The sequence below is a fragment of the Streptomyces sp. NTD107 genome (genome assembly GCF_059510435.1).
Genome location: NZ_JCAJZV010000002.1, coordinates 766,451 through 783,420, shown reverse-complemented (window position 1 = coordinate 783,420; position 16,970 = coordinate 766,451). Strand labels below are relative to the sequence as shown.

The following is a 16,970-nucleotide window of genomic DNA, read 5'->3' as shown; positions in this document are numbered from 1 at the left end:
CCCCGCAGGCTGGAAGAAAGCCCCGGGGGGACCCCACCACCCGGGCCGGCGCTTCCGGATCTTCGCGGGCCGCGCCGCCGGCTACCGGGGGGAGACAGGGCCCGATCGGCGAAGATCCGGAAGCGCCGGTTCAGATGCTGTCGGCGATGTCGCGGGCCACCACGCTGTTGCCGACCGTGATCGACATCTGGGCGTCGAGCTCCATGTCATCGCCGATGCCCGCCACCTGGCGGTCGGCGCCGGCCATGTTCTCGCGGCCTTCGGCCGCGCGCAGGACACCCTTGACCTGGGTGTCACGGGTCTCGGTGAGCGCGGCGACGAACGCGTCGGCGCCCGCGTAGCTCGCGGCGTTCGGCGTCGCCTGCCGCAGCTGGCGCTGCACGCTGTCCGCCGCGTCGGCGGTCGTCAGGCTGTCCCGGCCGGCCGCCTGGAAATCCTCTGAGCTGTAGAAGAGACCGTCTCCGTCGATGGGCACGAGGTGCCTCCTTTCTCTCAATCGAGGCCCGTACGGCCGGTGGTGGGGCGGGTACCCCATCACCGGCCGTACTCCGGCCGCCTATTCGCCGAGAACGCCCTTGACGGCGCTCTTGTTGCTCGCCCACACCTTCGGATCCTCGATCAGATCGGTGGGGGCCTGCTGTCCGTTCTCCCGCTCGTCCTTCCCGGAGCCGCCACGCGCCGCCCCGGAGGCCGGCGGGGCCGCGCCGGCCGGGCGGCCGGCCAGCTGGTGACGGGCGCCGGCGTCCTTCGCCGCGCCGCTCCGCCAGGTACGGGCCGGCTCACCCGAGGTCCGGCCGCGGCCCGCGCCCGGGCCGCCGGCCCGGCCGCCACCCGCACCCGGCGGCACCGAGCCGGCCCGGGCACCGGTGGCCGGCCGGCCACCCGCCCGCTGGGCCGCGCTGCCCGGCGGCGGGGAGAACGGCCGGCCGCCGAGATTCGCCTCGTGCATCCCCAGCCGGGTGGCCACCCGGGCCCGCTGTCCGAGGTTGCGGACCGCCTGCTGGGCCACCTGGGTACGTGCCGGACCGCCGCCCGCCACGCTCGGCGGCATGGCGCCCCCGTACAGACCCGTGAGGGCGGCGGTACCCAGGCCGGTCGCGGCGGCGGTGAGCCCGCCACCGGCGATCGCCCCCGGTCCCGTGCCCAGACCGGACAGCCGGGCCGCGTACGCGGTCACCTCACCGAACGGCTTGCCCGTCACCGGGTCGATCCACCGTCCGCTGATGGAGTCGAACTCGCGGCCGGTGGCCGGATCGACCAGGAATCCGGTGTTGGGGCTGCGCACCCAGCCGGCGAAGTCGCCCTGTTCCGGGCCCTGTACCTGAGAGCCCGGGTAGCTGCCGACGCCGATCGTCGAGCCGTTGGGCGCGGTGAAGTCGGCGGCCCGGCCGCCGGCCACCGAGCCGGGCACGGTGCCGCCGCCGGCCACCGAGCCGACCGGACCGCCGCCGGCCACCGCGCCACCGCCGGCCACCGAACCGCCGCCGGAACCGGAGACGGCACCGTACGTACCGCCCCCGCCGCCCGAACCCCGGCCGCCCTCGGGCGCCACGGGCGGCTCGGCACCGATCACCCCGGCGAACTTGTCGCCGAGCTCGGACAGCACCCGCCGGGCCTCGTCCGCCAGCGCCTGCTGCTGGGCGTCCGCGCTCTCCCTGGCCCGGATCACCCCCATCCCGACATCGATGGCGGCCATCCGGGCGTTGGCGGTGTTCTCCACCTCCTGGAAGTTCTCACCGAGTTCGAAGGCCCGCTCGGCGGCCTGGGCGGACGCCTCCGCCGCCCAGGAGAGTTGTTCGGAGATCTGTCGTGCCGCGGCCCCCGCGCCCTCGGCCCAACTGCTGGTCTCGTCGATCCGGTCGGCGAGTTCGAGCAACCCGATACCCGGTGCGTCGGCCGCCTCGGCCGCCGTGCCGGCCAGCGCGCCGCTCTCCTCACCGGCCGCCCGTACCAGGGCGGACCAGGCGTCGGCAGCGGCCCGCATGGCGATGTAGTTGGGGCTGATGATCTTGTCGACCACGGCCCTGAACGGGGTATAGGTGTCCGGCATCCGCGATCACCCCACCCGGCCGACGTTGTCGGGGCTCCGACTCACCGCGGACCTCCCGCGCTCTCGTAATCCGGTCCCATCCACTGGTCGAACCCCTTGGAGTCGACCGCCGGCCTCAGCAGTTCACGCCGTGCCGCGTCGTCCGACTCCAGCGCGATGGCCGTGGTGTTCTCCGCGCTGGCCCGGATGTCCTCCACGGTGACCCCGGCCCGCTCCAGCTCGCGCAGCATCGCCCACGCCGCTCCGCGCAGCGCGGCGGACGCCGCCGCGGCGTTCGGCACATCGCCGAACATCCGCTCGTCCGAGGCGATCGCCGCGAAGGACCGCCGCATCGTGGCGAGGCCCACGCGCTTGCCGGTGCCGCCGGCGGCCTTCTCCAGGCCATCGACGTTCATGATCCCCATGGACCGTCTTCCCTTCCTTGGCCGATGTGCCGGACGGACGGTCAGCGGCCACCCATGGCGGCACGGACCATGGCCTGGCCACCGTCGATGCCGATGTTCTGCACATTGCGCATCGCGGTGTTCTGCGCGGTGACGTCCTCGTCGAAACCGGCGCTCTCCCGACGGAACTGCTCGTCGCGTATCCGCAGCGCCTCGCTGATCTGGGCGTCCACGAGCTGCTGGTCGATCAGATTCTGGAGCTGGGTGCGGACGTTGTTCCAGATCTCCTCGTACTGCTCCTTCTGACCGGCGGTCTGCGACTGGATGGTGGTCAGACCCTCGTTGCCGAACCGGATCATTCCGTCGTTCATGGCTCCTGTGTCCTTTCCTGCTGTTCTGCTGGGGAGTCGGGGGATCGGGGGATCGGGGGTGAGAAGTGCGGGGCCTCAGATGGCGGCGGCGATGCCCTGGTCGGGTGCCACGCCGGAGGAGGCACCGGCGTTCACCGCGCGGAGGGCGGCGTCGTCGGTCTCGCGGCCGGTGTCGGAGGTCAGCCCGAGGTCCTGGGACAGGCCCTCCAGCACATTCGCCAGCGCCTGACCGGACTTGCCCAGCGTCTCGTACGTCTCCATGGCGGTGGCGGTACCGGCACCGTTGTACGCGGTGGAGACGTTGCCGCCGTGGGCACCGATGCCGCGGGCGACCTCCTCCATGTCGGTGTACGCCTCGTTGATAATGCCCATCACCCGGTCGACCTCGGCGGGCGAAAGCTTGATCTCGTTCTGGTCCATGACCTGGTCAGCTCCTTCTCGGCTCACTGTGGCGGCGCCAGGGGCACCACCCAAGTCTTCGTGTGCGCCTGTCAATACTCCGACACATCTGCGGCCACTCGGGTGGCATCTCGTACCAGTTTTGTCCCAAGGATTCGATCGGACGGTCTCAAGAGGCCAGTTCGCGGTCGCAATCCACCGATACGCCCGCTCTGCACCCGAGTTCAAGAAGATCGCGAGCGCAAAAACTGGCAAGAAATTGTCAGGGCGCGAAGGGGCGCACGGCCCGGTTCGTCAGGGGTGCGCGCGGGACGGCGGCGCGTGTGGTCAGCACAGCGGTAGGGCCGGTGGCGCGGGAGCGCCACCGGCCCTGGTGTCCGTCAAGAGGGAGCGAGCCGCGACCGGCGGGGAACGACTCCCCCGATCGTTACGAGCGTTGCCCGTTTGCTTTCGCAGCGGTGCACTCGTCGCAGGTGCCGAAGATTTCCACCGTGTGGCCGACATCCGTGAAGCCGTGGTCGCGGGCCACCGCCTCGGCCCATTTCTCCACCGCCGGGCCCTCGACCTCCACGGCCTTCCCGCACAGCCGGCACACCAGGTGGTGATGGTGGTCATCGGTGCTGCACCGGCGGTAGACGGCCTCGCCGTCGCTGGTGCGCAGCACATCGACCTCGCCGGCGTCCGCCAGCGATTGCAGAGTGCGGTAGACGGTGGTCAGACCGACCGAGTCGCCGCGGTGCTTGAGCATGTCGTGCAGCTCCTGAGCGCTGCGGAACTCGTCCACCTCGGCCAGCGCCGCCGCCACCGCCGCGCGCTGGCGGGTCGACCGGCCACGGACCGGCGGTCCTGGCGTGTCCACGTCTACCACTGCTCCCTGCTGATGCTGCCGCGTCCCTGTGCAAGCTCGTGTGCGCCCCAAGGGTAGCCGCTCCGCTACGGCCGGGCCGCCAGCGCGCTCTCGGTCGCCGGGGACGGTCGCGCGGCCCGCCGGGCGCGCCTGCGGGCCAGCGGCAGCGCCAGCAGCGACACCACCACAAACAGGCCGAGCGCGATCAGCACGATCGTCGCACCGGGCGGTACGTCCGCGTGGTACGAGGTCACCGTCCCCGAGACCGACACCAGGACGCCCGCCCCCATCGACAGGCTCAGCGTCGCCGCGAAGCCACGGGTGACCGCCTGCGCCGTCACCACCGGGATCACCATCAGCGCGCTCACCAGCAGCAGCCCCACCACCCGCATCGCGACCGTCACGGTGGCCGCCGCCGTCACCGCGAGCAGCAGATTCAGGGCCCGCACCGGCAGCCCGGTGACCCGCGCGAACTCCTCGTCCTGGCAGACCGCGAACAGCTGCCTGCGCAGCCCCAGCGCCACGCACAGCACGAACGCCGACAGCACACAGATCGCCGTGATGTCGGACGGCGAGACCGTGGTGATCGAGCCCCACAGATAGCTGGTCAGATTGGCCGTCGAGCCGCCCGGCGCCAGATTGATGATCATCACGCCGCCCGCCATGCCGCCGTAGAACAGCATCGCCAGCGCGATGTCCCCGCGCGCCCGCCCCGACGAGCGCAGCAGCTCCATCGCCACCGCGCCCACCGACGACACCAGCACCGCCATCCACACCGGGTTGGTCTGGAGCAGAAACCCCAGCGCCACCCCGGTCAGCGCCACATGCCCGATGCCGTCACCCATCAGCGCCTGCCGGCGCTGCACGAGATAGATCCCCACCGCCGGCGCCGACACCCCGATCAGCAGCGCGGCCAGCAGCGCCCGCTGCATAAAGGCGTAGTCCAGAATCTCCAGCATCACAGGATCCCCGATTCCAGCTCGTGCGGATGGCAGGCGTTGGTGGCCTCCACCAGGCCCGCCGACAGGGACACCGAGCGGGTGATCAGCGACTCCAGCGGGCCCAGCTCGTGCAGCACCACCAGGGTGGACACCCCCTGCGCCAGCTGGCTGCGCAGCGTGTCGGCCAGGATTCGCTGGCTGGCCAGGTCCACCCCGGCCAGCGGCTCGTCCATGATCAGCAGCTCCGGCTCACCGGCCAGCGCCCGCGCGATCAGCACCCGCTGGTGCTGGCCCCCGGACAGCGCGTCCACCGGATCCCGCGCCCGGTCCGCCAGCCCCACCAGCTCCAGGGCCCGCTCCACCGCCGCCCGGTCCGCGCGCCCCAGCGGGCGCAGCCGGCGCCGCGCGAGCCGGCCGGCGGACACCACTTCCCGTACGGTCGCGGGCACCCCGCCCGCCGACGTCGAACGCTGCGGTACGTACCCCACCCGCCGCCAGTCGCGGAACCGGCGCACCGGGGTGCCGAACAGCGCCAGCTCGCCGGCGCCGACCGGCACCTGGCCGACGGCCGCCCGCACCGCCGTGGACTTGCCGGAGCCGTTCGCACCGAGCAGGGCGACCACCTCGCCACGGCCCACGGTCAGATCGATGCCGCGCAGCACGGGCCGGCCACCCAGCTCGGCGTGCACGCCGCGCAGGGTCAGGGGTATCGCGGAGTCCGGGTCCGATGCCATCCGGGTGCTTCCCTTCCCGTCTTCTAGGACGTCGCGCCGAGGGCCTGGCGCAGGGCCGCCAGATTGGCGCGCATGACCTCCAGGTAGTCAGCGCCGGCGGACCGGTCGGTGATTCCCTCCAGCGGATCGAGTACGGCGGTGACCAGCCCCAGATCGTCGGCGAGGGTACGGGCGGTGGTGTCGCTGGCGAGGGTCTCGAAGAAGACGGTGGAGACGTTCTCCCGCTGGGCGACGTCGTGCAGGTCGCGCAGCCGGGCGGCGCTGGGCTCCGACTCGGGGTCGATGCCGGAGATGGCCTCCTCGTGCAGGCCGTAGCGCTCGGCGAGGTAGCCGAAGGCGGCGTGGGTGGTGATGAAGGTCTTGGTCCCGGTGTCGGCCAGCCCGGCGGTGAACTCCTCGTCGAGGGTGGTGAGGTCGGCGACCAGCGCCTCGGTGTTGGCCCGGTAGTCGGCGGCGTGCTCCGGGTCGGCCTCGGCCAGCGCCGTACCGACACCCTGCGCGACCTCGGCGTACTTCACCGGGTCCAGCCAGATGTGCGGGTCCTCGGCGCCGTGGTCGTGGTCGTCGTCCGCGTGATCGTGGTCGGTGTGGTCCTCGTCGGTCCCGTGCGTCTCCAGGGAGGTGAACGAGGTGGCCTCGGCGATGTGCTCCACGCCGGACTGGGCGACGGTCTCGTCGATGGCTGGCTGGAGCCCCTTGAGATAGACGATGACGTCCGCCTCGGTCAGCCGGGCCGTCTCCTTGGGGGAGAGGTCGAAGTCGTGGGGCTCGGTGCCGGGCGGGGTGAGCGTGGTGACGGTGACGTGCTCGCCGCCGATCCGCTCGGCCAGGAATTCCATCGGATAGAACGACGCCACCACGTCCAGCGTGCCGTCCGCCCCGCCGCTCTTGCCGGTCCCGCTGTCGCTCCCGCAGGCGGTCAGGGCCAGCAGCCCGAGGGCCGCGGCACCGGCGGCCAGGGCGCGGGCGGGGGATATCCGGGGGCGGCGTCGTCTGCTCATGACAGCCATTTTCAAGTGGTATGGAAACCATTGTCAAACGTCTGGGCGGCTATGTGACCGGTACCTCCCGATACCCCGGATACCTGCCCGTGATCCGGCCATCACGATTTGCTGCTGCCCCCTCGTACGCCGGTAATCTGGGGCCACTCCATCGTCGTCCTGAAGAGAGCACCGTGGCCGCCGACAAGATCGACACTATCGTCAGCCTCAGCAAGCGCCGTGGCTTTGTCTACCCGTGCAGTGAGATTTACGGCGGGCAGCGCGCCGCCTGGGACTACGGTCCGCTGGGCGTGGAGCTGAAGGAGAACATCAAGCGCCAGTGGTGGCGCTCGATGGTCACCTCGCGCGACGACGTGGTCGGAATCGACTCCTCCGTCATCCTGGCCACCGAGGTGTGGGAGGCGTCCGGTCACGTCGCCACCTTCACCGACCCGCTCACCGAGTGCACCTCCTGCCACAAGCGGTACCGCGCCGACCACCTGGAGGAGGCGTACGAGGCCAAGCACGGCCACCTGCCCGCCAACGGCCTGACCGACCTGAACTGCCCCAACTGCGGCAACAAGGGCACCTTCACCGAGCCCAAGCAGTTCTCCGGCCTGCTCTCCACCCACCTCGGCCCGACTCAGGACTCGGGCTCGGTGGCGTACCTGCGGCCGGAGACCGCGCAGGGCATCTTCACCAACTTCGCCTCCGTGCAGCAGACCTCGCGCCGCAAGCCGCCGTTCGGCATCGCCCAGATGGGCAAGTCGTTCCGCAACGAGATCACCCCCGGCAACTTCATCTTCCGCACCCGCGAGTTCGAGCAGATGGAGATGGAGTTCTTCGTCAAGCCCGGCGAGGACGAGCAGTGGCAGATCTACTGGATGGAGCAGCGCTGGAACTGGTACCGCGGCCTCGGCATGCGCGAGGAGAACATGCGGTGGTTCGAGCACCCGAAGGAGAAGCTGTCGCACTACTCCAAGCGCACCGCCGACATCGAGTACCGCTTCAACTTCGGCGGCTCGGAGTTCGGTGAGCTGGAGGGCGTGGCCAACCGCACGGACTACGACCTGAACGCCCACTCCAAGGCGTCCGGCCAGGACCTGAGCTACTTCGACCAGGAGGCCGGCGAGCGCTGGACCCCCTACGTCATCGAGCCGGCCGCCGGTGTCGGCCGCGCGATGCTGGCGTTCATGCTCGACGCCTACGTCGAGGACGAGGCGCCCAACGCCAAGGGCAAGCTGGAGAAGCGCGTCGTCATGCGCTTCGACCCGCGCCTGGCCCCGGTGAAGGTCGCGGTGCTGCCGCTGTCCCGCAACCCGGAGCTGTCCCCGAAGGCGAAGGGGCTGGCCGCCGCGCTGCGCCAGCACTGGAACATCGAGTTCGACGACGCGGGCGCCATCGGCCGCCGTTACCGCCGCCAGGACGAGATCGGCACCCCGTTCTGCGTCACCGTCGACTTCGACACCCTGGAGGACAACGCGGTGACCGTGCGCGAGCGCGACACCATGAAGCAGGAGCGGGTCTCCCTGGACCAGATCGAGTCCTACCTGGCCAGCCGCCTGATCGGCTGCTGACCCCACACCCGCAAACCGTGGCCCGGCCCCCGTCACGGGGGCCGGGCCACGGCCGTGGTGGGCTACTTCTCCCAGCCCGAGGTGTCCAGCTTGCAGTCGAATGGCTGGGGGACGGTGAAGCTGTCGCCGAAGAGCACGGTGTTGTGCCTCCGGTACCCCGAGTCATCCGGGGAGCTGTACACCGTGACGGTGGATTCCAGCATGTCCACCAGCAGATACACCGGGACGCCCGCGCTGCCGTACGCCCTGACCTTGTCGACCCGGTCGATGTCGGCGGTGGCGGCCGAGGTCAGTTCGGCTACCAGGGAGAGCGTTTCACCGGGGAGACGGATGCTGTCGATCAGGGTCGCCGCCTCGTCCGACACATGGATGTCGGGACCGTACGCGCGGCCCTGGCCGGCGAAGGTGAACAGGTGCGGGCTGGTGTCGACGACATGACCCTCGGGCTCATGGCCGGACAACTGCTGGACGATGCTCCGCATCACCGGGCGATAGGTGCCCTTCGACCACGGCGACACGACGATCTTCCCCTCGATGATCTCGGCCTGGAAGCCGTCGGGCAGCTCCATCTGCTCCAGCATCCGGCACAGTTCGTCGAACGATGCCGGGGTGCGGGCCCCTATCGATTCCCGTCGCTCCATCACCATCGTCATGATGCACCTCTTCGCACAGTCGGGCCAGTAACCACACAAAGTGTAGAGGCGGCTACTGACAGCGTTACTTCTCGCTGTCCAGGTGGGCCATCTGTTCCGCCGGGTAGCGGTCGCCCGCCGCGGCGTCCGGTGGGATCGCCGTTTCGATGGCGGCCAGGTCAGCGGCGTCGAGCCGGATGTCCAGCGCGCCCAGCGCCTCGCTCAGCCGCTTCCTGGTGCGCGAGCCCACCAGCGGCACGATGTCCTCGCCCCGCGCCAGCACCCAGGCGATCGCCAGCTGGGCGACCGAGACGCCGCGCTCCTCGGCCACCGCCCGCAGGGTTTCCACCAGCCCGAGGTTGTGCCGCAGGTTCTCGCCCTGGAAGCGCGGGGTGGCGCCCCGGAAGTCGTGGGCGTCCAGCTTGCGGTCCGGCCGCCAGTGGCCGCTGATCAGGCCGCGCGAGAGCACCCCGTACGCCGTGACGCCGATGCCCAGCTCCCGGCACACCGGCAGGATCTCCGCCTCGATGCCGCGCGAGATGAGCGAGTACTCGATCTGGACATCGGTGATCGGCGCGGTCGCGGCGGCACGCCGGATGGTGTCGGGGCCCACCTCCGACAGACCGATGTGCCGTACGTGCCCGGCCTCGACCAGCCCGGCGATGGCCCCGACGGTCTCCTCGATGGGGACGTCCGGGTCCACGCGCGCGATGCGGTAGATGTCGATGTGGCCGGTGCCGAGCCGCTGGAGGGAGTACGCGGCGAAGTTCTGCACGGCGGCCGGCCGCCCGTCGTACCCCAGGAAGCCCCCCTCCACGCCGCGCAGGGCCCCGAACTTGACGCTGGTCAGGGCGCGCTCGCGCAGGTCCGCGGGGAGCGCCCGCAGCGCCTCGCCGATCAGCAGTTCGTTGTGGCCCATGGCGTAGAAGTCGCCGGTGTCCAGCAGGGTGACGCCGGCCTCCAGCGCGGAGCGGATCGTGGCGACGGACTCTTCGCGGTCGGTGGCGCCGTACACCGCGGACATGCCCATGCAGCCGAGACCGATGGCGGAGACCGGCACCCCGGGCGCGGTGCCGAGGGTCCGGGTGGGGATCGTGGGGGTGGTCATGGGGCGAGCGTGGCACGCGGCCCGGCGCGCCGCACGTTCCGCGAGCCGTGGGCGCGCCACGGTGCCGCGCGCACGGGCCGGGCCGGGCGGGGCGGGTGGAGCGGGACGGGTGCGGGACAATGGGCGGATGACCGCACCGCCCCTCCAGATCGGACCGCACACCGTCGACCCGCCCGTGGTGCTCGCCCCCATGGCCGGGATCACGAACGCGCCGTTCCGTACCCTGTGCCGCGAGTTCTCCGGCGGGCGCGGGCTGTTCGTCAGCGAGATGATCACCACCCGCGCCCTGGTCGAGCGCAACGAGAAGACCATGCAGCTCGTCCACTTCGACGACAGCGAGAAGCCGCGCTCCATCCAGCTGTACGGGGTCGACCCGGCCACCGTCGGCCGGGCGGTGCGCATGATCGCCGACGAGAACCTGGCCGACCACATCGACCTGAACTTCGGCTGCCCCGTCCCCAAGGTCACCCGGCGCGGCGGCGGCTCGGCGCTCCCGTACAAGCGGCCCCTGCTGCGCGCCATCCTGCGCGAGGCGGTCCGGCACGCGGGCGCGCTGCCGGTCACCATGAAGATGCGCAAGGGCATCGACGACGATCATCTGACGTACCTGGACGCGGGACGGATCGCCGTCGAGGAGGGCGTCACGGCGATCGCGCTGCACGGCCGGACGGCGGCGCAGCACTATGGCGGGCAGGCCGACTGGTCGGCGATCGCCCGGCTGAAGGAGACCGTGCCCGAGATCCCGGTACTGGGCAACGGCGACATCTGGACGGCCGACGACGCGGTACGCATGATGCGCGAGACCGGCTGCGACGGGGTGGTGGTGGGGCGCGGCTGCCTGGGGCGGCCGTGGCTGTTCGGCGACCTGGTGGCGGCCTTCGACGGGCGGGGCCCGGCGGCGTACGCGCGGCCCGCGCTGGCCGAGGTCGCCGAGGTGATGGTGCGGCACGCGCGGCTGCTGGGGGAGTGGCTGGGGGACGAGGCGCGCGGGGTGATCGACTTCCGCAAGCATGTCGCCTGGTACACCAAGGGCTTCTCGGTCGGCTCCGAGGCCCGGCGGAGGCTGGCGGTGGCCGGTTCGCTGGACGAACTGGCCGCGCTGCTCGGCGAGCTGGACCTGACCCAGGAGTGGCCCCCGGGGGCGGACGGCCCCCGGGGACGCACCTCCGGCCGCAACCGGGTCGCCCTGCCGGATGGCTGGCTGGGCGACCCCTACGACTGCGCGGGCGTCGCGGCCGACGCCGAGCTGGACACCTCGGGCGGTTAGGCCCTCTCTTTCGGATCTTCGCGGGGCCGGGCCGCCGGCTACCGGTGGCGAACCTCGCCGCGTTGCCGGACTCCCCGAAGGACAGCGTCCCAAGGGCACGTGGGCGCCTTGCGGCGCACCGCATCCGACAACGCGGCCTGATCCACGAGAATCCACAAGAGACGACCCAGCCCGCTCCGGCCGGCCGGCCGGGAAACCGGCGCCGCTGTCCTGGTCAGTCGGCCGGTACGGCGGCGGGCGCCGGTGCCGCCGGCCCGCCGGTACGGGCCCGGGCGGCCGTCGCGGCGGCCAGGGCCGCCGTCAGCAGGGCCACGGCGACCAGTGCGGCGCTCAGCCACAGCGGGGAACGCAGCCCAAGACCGGCCGCGATCGTGACCCCGCCGAGCCAGGGGCCGGCCGCCGCGCCCACGTTCAGGCAGGCGGTGGCGAAACTGCCCGCCAGCGTCGGGGCGTCGGCCGCCGCGTACAGCACCTGGGAGATCAGCGTGCTGCCCACCGCGAACGACAGCGTGCCCTGCACCAGCGCCAGCACGATCACCGCCGCCGGGTGGGCGGCGGTCAGCGCGAACACCGCCCAGCCGGCCGCCAGCGCGGCGCCGCCGCCGGTGAGCAGCGGCAGCGGGCGGGAGTCGGCGAACCGGCCGCCGATCCGTACCCCGGCGAACGAGCCGATCCCGAACAGCGCCAGCAGCCCCGGCACCGCGCCGCTGCCCAGCCCGGCGACGTCCGTGATGACCGGCGCCAGGTAGGTGAAGGAGCAGAACGTCGCCCCGTTGACCAGCGCGCCCAGCAGCAGCGTCACCAGCAGCCGGGGCCGGCGCAGCGCGCGCAGCTCGCCGCGCGCGCCGGTGTCCGGCGCCCCGGCCCCGCCGGCCCCGCCCGGCACGGACCTCAGTACCGCCACGATCGCCGGCAGCGACACCAGCGCGACCGCCCAGAACGCGGCCCGCCACCCCCACACCGCGCCGAGCAGCGCCCCGCCGGGCACCCCGGCCACGCAGGCGAGGGTGGTGCCGCCGAGCAGCACCGCCAGGGCCCGGCCCTTGGCGTCGGCCGGGACCAGCGCGGTGGCGGTGGTCAGCCCGACCGCCATGAACCCGGCGTTCGCCAGCGCCCCGACGACCCGGGTGGCCAGCAGCACCCCGAAGCTGTCGGTCAGCGCGCCGACGACATGCACCAGGACGAAGACCGCGAGAAACCCGGCGAGCGTCGCCCGGCGCGGCCAGCGCCGGCTGAGCAGCGCCATCAGCGGCGCGCCGGCCGCCATGCCGATGGCGAAGGCGGAGGTGAGCAGCCCCGCGTCGGAGAGGGTGACGCCGAGATCGGCGGCGATGTCCGGCACCAGGCCGGCCAGCATGAACTCGGATGTGCCCTGGGCGAAGACCGCCAGCGCGAGCAGATAGACCGCCAGGGGCATGGCGGCGTTCCTGGGTTTGGTGCCAGGCATGGAGAAGCTCCGTGAGTGATCGGTGGAAACCGGATGAGGTCACGGCACCGGTCGATCGGGCGCGGCACGGAACGGAAGAGCGATCAGACCGGCACGGAGCGTGCCGGAGCGCGGGAAACCGTCGAGGATGGCTCAACCAGCGCCACCGGATGACCGGTGGCTAGCTTCTGGATGCCTCGGGACTCGACATGCCCGCCAGGTTAGCAGCGGGGCGAGGCCGGCACCGCTGGTTTTCCCCCAGGGCGATGCGGTCATCGGATACCGCGCGCCGGTAGCGGCTCAGCTGCGGGGTGAGCGCGCCGAGCGCCGGGAGCGCGGCCTCCCGTTTCCGTCCCAGGTCGGGCAGCGCCGGGGCCGGGAAAGCGCTGATCTCGTCCGCCGGCTGCCCGTGCCCCGCCGCCCGTTCGGTGGTCAGCAGCGCCACGCTCGGCTCGGCCCGGCGCAGATCGCGCAGGCTGCCGGCGTACGGGATCACGGCCGCCACCCGGTGCTCACCGGCGAGTCCGGCTGCTTCCGCCTCGCCGTCGGTGGCGTCATGGGCGGAGGCCGGCTCGGAGAGCGCACGGGGGGCGTCGTCCGGACGTTCGGCGGCCGGGGCGGCCATCCGCGCCACGAAGGCGGCGGGTTCGAGGCCGTCGAAGGCGTCCCACAGCGCCGCCACGCGCCCGTCCCAGTCATCGTTCGTCATGGCGGCATGAGCGCGGACCACCGCCCCGGCCGTCATCCGGTGTGGACCGCGGCGGCCGGCTCCCGGACGTCCGACCCCGACCCCGACCCCGACCCGGCCACCGCCGCGCGCAGGGCCAGCGGGGCCGCCGCCGACCATGCCTGCGGCGAGCAGGCGTGGGGGTACGGCACCGGGCCCAGGCGGTCCTCGCGGTCGTAGCCGGCGATCACCTCCGCCAGCCGCCACCCGCTGCGCGCCGCCACATCGACGACCGCGCCCGCCACCGTACGGGCCTGGTCGTGCAGCCCGTACCGGGCGAGACCCAGCGCCGCGATGGCGTTGTCGTGCGGCCAGACGCCGCCCCGGTGGTAGGAGAGCGGGTGGTAGGCGCCCTGGCCGGCCGCCACGGTGCGGATGCCCCAGCCGGAGAAGAACGCCGGGGACAGCAGCCGGCGGGCGACGGCCTCGGCCCGGTCCTGGTCGAGGATTCCCGACCACAGCAGATGGCCCGCGTCCGAGCCGTGCGCGTCCGCGCGGCGGCCGATGCCGTCCAGGGCGAGGGCCGGGAAGCGGTCGGCGGGCAGCCAGAAGTCGTTGAGAAAACGGTTCCGCAGCTGTGCGGACAGCTCGTCCAGCCGGTCCGCGAAGCCGGCGTCGCCCCACACCGTACGGGCGAGGCGCGCGGTACGGGTCAGCGCGTCGTACGCGTACCCCTGGGCGGTGGCCGCGCTGATCACGCCCTTGGCGGGGGAGCCGTCGGCGAAGCAGATGGCGCGGGCGGAGTCCTTCCAGCTCTGGTTGGCGAGGCCGCCCTCGTCCGCGCGGTAGCGCAGATAGCCGTGCTCCTCCAGGCCGCCGTCCGTCAGCATCCAGCGCACCGCCGCCCGGGCGTGCGGCTCCAGCCGGTCGGCCAGCTCGTCGCCGTGCTCGGCGGTGTACGCGTCGAGCAGCACCAGGAAGAGCGGGGTGCTGTCCACGGAGCCGTAGTAGCGGTCGTACGGCACCTGCCGGAAGTGCGCCAGTTCGCCGTGCCGTACCTCGTGGACGATCTTGCCCGGCTGCGCGATCCGCGCGGGGTCGGCCTCGCGGGCCTGGGCGGCGGCGAGGGCGAGGAGGGTGCCACGGGCCAGCCCGGGCCGCTCCCGCAGGGCGAAGAGGGAGGTGATCAGGGCGTGCCGGCCCAGCAGGGTCAGAAACCAGGGGACCCCGGCGGCCGGTACGTGAACCGTTTCTCCATCAAGGCCGCCGGCCGCCATCCGCAGCCCGTCGAGGTCGGCCAGCCCGCGTTCGCAGGCCCGGTCCAGCTCCGGCCAGCCGGAGGCGGCGGCCGGCGCCGGTACGCTGCCGGGCCCGATGTCGGACTCGGGCTTGGGATCGGGTGCCCCGTGCGGATGGGCGGTGACCCGCAGCAGCAGTTCGGCGGTGCCGTGCGGCGGGAGCCGCAGCACCCAGCACAGCCGCCGCGCCCCGCTGCCGGTCTCCTCGACGGCGTCCGGGGCCGGCTCGGCGGTGACCACCGTACGGGCCACCCAGTCCCGCCGCCGGTAGCCGAACTCGACGCCGTCCGGCAGCAGGTGCCGGGTGCGCACCGCGTGCGGCTTCTCGTACCAGCGGTGATCGGAGCGCAGCTCGAACTGGTCGGCGAAGTCGGCGTCCACGGTGAGCGCCAGCAGCACGGTGGATTCCTCGCCCCGGTTGCTGCGCAGCCGCAGCCGTTCGGTCAGGGCGCCGCAGGTGACGGTCTGCTGCCGGAACACGGTGTGTGCCGGTGCCTCCGCCCGGCTGCCCGGGCGGGTGACCACGGTGGTGGCGGTGGCGGTCAGCTCGTCGGAGGCCGGGACTAAGACGGTCGGGGTGCTGCCGTCGATCGTCAGCTGCCAGCGGCTGAGGTGCCGGGCGTCGCGCGCGAACAGGCCGTCCGGCCAGGCCCCGCGCTCGCCGGTGATGTCCCCGGAGGGTCCCACCGCCGCGAAGGTCCCGTCATGGACGAGCTGTTTGTGGTGCGTGGTGGTGGTCACGAAGCCCCCCTGCGGCCTGTGGCTCGGTAGTTTCGGTGGTGGGTGTCACCGCTGCGGTTGTCGCGCCCTGGGCCAGCAGATCGATGGTGAGCGCGGCCGTCCAGCCGAAGTCGCGGCTGCCGCGCGCCGCGCCGGTGTACGGGTCCACGTACTCGGCGAAGTCCGACGCCGTGGCGGCCCGCAGCATGGCGGCGCGCAGGGCGGCGGCCCGGCGCGGCTGCCCGTACCGTCGCAGGCCGCGCTCCAGCAGCCAGTTGACGTTGAACCAGGCGGGACCGCGCCAGTAGCGGCTGGCGTCGAAGGCGGCGCCGGTGAGCGCGTAACTGGGCACCAGGGCGGTGGCCTCGCCGAGGCCGAAGTGCGGCCCGGTGAGGGTGTCGATGAGCGCCGCGCTGATGGCGGCGGGGAGCCCGGGCACGATCAGCGGGACGAGCCCGGCGGCGCTGCGTTCGCGCACCAGCGACCCGGCCCGTACGTCAAAGCTGAAGAACTGCCCGGCGTCCTCGTCCCACAGCCGCTTGCGCATTGCGGTGGTGCCCTGCTCGGCGCGCACCAGGTGGTCGGAGGGGTCCTCGCCGATCTCCATCGCGATCTCGGCGAGCGCGTGCTCGGAGGCGATGAGGAGCGCGTTGAAGGCCGGGTCCTCGACGGCGAACGGGTGCGGGGCGAGATCGTCGCGGTAGCCGTGGTCGCGGTAGTCCAGCGCGAGCCGTACGTACTTTCCGTAGTCGAGATCGGTCGGCCGGTCGCAGGGCGCGCCGTGCGCGAGGTCGGCGCGGGTGAAGGAGCCGGGGGCGGCGGCCGGGACGGCGGCGAGTGGCCGGTCCCAGCTGGGGCTGTTGTCCATGCCGGATTCCCAGGGATGGACGATGGAGGCCAGCCCGTGGCCGCCGAGGTCGCGGCGCTCGGTGAGGTAGCGCTGCCAGGCGACCAGCTTGGGGTGGACGCGCACCAGGAAGCCGCGCCGCCGCGAGGTGTCGGGGTCGGCCTGGTGCACCAGCCAGGCGGCGAGCGCGTGGACGGGCGGCTGGACGATGCCGGAGGTCTCGGTGCGGGCGGGTGCTCCGGCGCCCGCGCCGCGCCCGGCGGTGGTGCTGTGCCAGAAGTCCGGGCTGGGGAAGTAGGCGGCGAGCGGCACCTCGGGATTGAACACGATGTGCGGGATCCGGCCGTCCCCCCACTGGGCGGTGAGGAGGGTTTCCAGCTCCTGCTGGGCGCGCAGCGGGGACAGGTGGCGCTGACCGATGGCGATGAAGCCGGAGTCCCAGCTCCACTGGTGCGGGTAGAGGCCGCGGGAGGGCACGGTGGAGGAGCCGGTCCAGTTGTCGAGGAGTACGTGGCAGGCACCGTCGTACGCGCTGATCGCGTCGGTGGTGAGGGGGTGGAGGGTGCTGGTCTGGTCGGCTCGTTCCACGTGAACTCCGGAGCAGGTTCGGGGTCACCGTTTTTGTCGAGGACACCGTAGAGTTACGTCTACTTAACACGCAAAAGTAGCGCTGTAATATCTCCATCACAAGATGAAGTGGCGAACGTCATCAGATCGCGACTG

General features: G+C 72.5%; 17 protein-coding genes. 2 read left to right on the top strand and 15 right to left on the bottom strand.

The annotated features are described in order from the left end of the window. Positions 1-130 precede the first annotated feature (130 nt). The 9 genes from AC5WRL_RS07455 to AC5WRL_RS07415 form a co-directional block, all read right to left on the bottom strand. Complete coding sequence (locus tag AC5WRL_RS07455) at positions 131-475, bottom strand: hypothetical protein (protein WP_496087504.1); 345 nt, start codon at positions 473-475, stop codon at positions 131-133. An 81-nt stretch (positions 476-556) separates the two neighbouring features. Continuing rightward, the gene (locus AC5WRL_RS07450; RefSeq protein ID WP_496087503.1) at positions 557-2,050 is read right to left on the bottom strand and encodes a hypothetical protein; all 1,494 of its coding nucleotides are present in this window, start codon (positions 2,048-2,050) and stop codon (positions 557-559) included. Positions 2,051-2,091: 41 nt separating this feature from the next. Further along, entirely contained in the window at positions 2,092-2,454 is a 363-nt protein-coding gene (locus tag AC5WRL_RS07445; RefSeq protein WP_496087502.1) for a hypothetical protein, read from the bottom strand. A gap of 41 nt (positions 2,455-2,495) precedes the next feature. Beyond that, the gene (locus AC5WRL_RS07440; RefSeq protein ID WP_496087501.1) at positions 2,496-2,804 is read right to left on the bottom strand and encodes a hypothetical protein; all 309 of its coding nucleotides are present in this window, start codon (positions 2,802-2,804) and stop codon (positions 2,496-2,498) included. 75 nt (positions 2,805-2,879) lie between these two features. Continuing rightward, on the bottom strand, positions 2,880-3,224 hold the full coding sequence (locus AC5WRL_RS07435; RefSeq protein ID WP_496087500.1) for a hypothetical protein: 345 nt from the start codon (positions 3,222-3,224) through the stop codon (positions 2,880-2,882). 406 nt (positions 3,225-3,630) lie between these two features. Continuing rightward, positions 3,631-4,062 (bottom strand): Fur family transcriptional regulator, encoded by a 432-nt coding sequence (locus AC5WRL_RS07430; RefSeq protein ID WP_496087499.1) that lies wholly within the window; start codon positions 4,060-4,062, stop codon positions 3,631-3,633. 74 nt (positions 4,063-4,136) lie between these two features. Continuing rightward, complete coding sequence (locus AC5WRL_RS07425) at positions 4,137-5,009, bottom strand: metal ABC transporter permease (protein WP_496087498.1); 873 nt, start codon at positions 5,007-5,009, stop codon at positions 4,137-4,139. Further along, positions 5,009-5,725, bottom strand: coding sequence for a metal ABC transporter ATP-binding protein (locus AC5WRL_RS07420; protein ID WP_496087497.1), 717 nt, complete (start codon positions 5,723-5,725; stop codon positions 5,009-5,011). Before AC5WRL_RS07420 ends, AC5WRL_RS07425 begins: the two co-directional genes overlap by 1 nt. A 23-nt stretch (positions 5,726-5,748) precedes the next feature. Then, positions 5,749-6,735 carry a metal ABC transporter substrate-binding protein gene (locus tag AC5WRL_RS07415; protein ID WP_496087496.1) on the bottom strand — a complete coding sequence of 329 codons (987 nt, stop codon included), beginning with the start codon at positions 6,733-6,735 and terminating at the stop codon, positions 5,749-5,751. Positions 6,736-6,899: 164 nt separating this feature from the next. Between AC5WRL_RS07415 and AC5WRL_RS07410 the strand changes: the two genes are divergently transcribed. Next, positions 6,900-8,282, top strand: a complete 1,383-nt coding sequence (locus tag AC5WRL_RS07410; RefSeq protein ID WP_496087495.1) for a glycine--tRNA ligase — start codon at positions 6,900-6,902, stop codon at positions 8,280-8,282. A gap of 62 nt (positions 8,283-8,344) precedes the next feature. On the opposite strand, the gene AC5WRL_RS07405 is transcribed toward AC5WRL_RS07410, so the two are convergent. Then, the gene (locus tag AC5WRL_RS07405; RefSeq protein WP_496087494.1) at positions 8,345-8,935 is read right to left on the bottom strand and encodes a Uma2 family endonuclease; all 591 of its coding nucleotides are present in this window, start codon (positions 8,933-8,935) and stop codon (positions 8,345-8,347) included. Positions 8,936-8,999: 64 nt separating this feature from the next. Continuing rightward, positions 9,000-10,022: an aldo/keto reductase gene (locus tag AC5WRL_RS07400; protein WP_496087493.1), complete on the bottom strand. Its 1,023-nt coding sequence runs from the start codon at positions 10,020-10,022 to the stop codon at positions 9,000-9,002. A gap of 127 nt (positions 10,023-10,149) precedes the next feature. Here AC5WRL_RS07400 and dusB point away from each other — a divergent pair, with 127 nt between their 5' ends. Continuing rightward, positions 10,150-11,289 carry a tRNA dihydrouridine synthase DusB gene (gene dusB, locus AC5WRL_RS07395; RefSeq protein ID WP_496087492.1) on the top strand — a complete coding sequence of 380 codons (1,140 nt, stop codon included), beginning with the start codon at positions 10,150-10,152 and terminating at the stop codon, positions 11,287-11,289. Between the two features lie 214 nt (positions 11,290-11,503). Here dusB and AC5WRL_RS07390 read toward each other — a convergent pair whose 3' ends face one another. The 4 genes from AC5WRL_RS07390 to AC5WRL_RS07375 all read right to left on the bottom strand — a co-directional run bounded on the left by AC5WRL_RS07390 (position 11,504) and on the right by AC5WRL_RS07375 (position 16,835). Next, positions 11,504-12,706, bottom strand: a complete 1,203-nt coding sequence (locus AC5WRL_RS07390; protein ID WP_496087547.1) for a Cmx/CmrA family chloramphenicol efflux MFS transporter — start codon at positions 12,704-12,706, stop codon at positions 11,504-11,506. Positions 12,707-12,896: 190 nt separating this feature from the next. After that, entirely contained in the window at positions 12,897-13,424 is a 528-nt protein-coding gene (locus tag AC5WRL_RS07385) for a tetratricopeptide repeat protein (protein ID WP_496087491.1), read from the bottom strand. Positions 13,425-13,456: 32 nt separating this feature from the next. Beyond that, positions 13,457-15,421 carry an amylo-alpha-1,6-glucosidase gene (locus AC5WRL_RS07380; protein ID WP_496087490.1) on the bottom strand — a complete coding sequence of 655 codons (1,965 nt, stop codon included), beginning with the start codon at positions 15,419-15,421 and terminating at the stop codon, positions 13,457-13,459. Beyond that, complete coding sequence (locus AC5WRL_RS07375) at positions 15,384-16,835, bottom strand: MGH1-like glycoside hydrolase domain-containing protein (RefSeq protein ID WP_496087489.1); 1,452 nt, start codon at positions 16,833-16,835, stop codon at positions 15,384-15,386. Before AC5WRL_RS07375 ends, AC5WRL_RS07380 begins: the two co-directional genes overlap by 38 nt. Positions 16,836-16,970 lie beyond the last annotated feature (135 nt).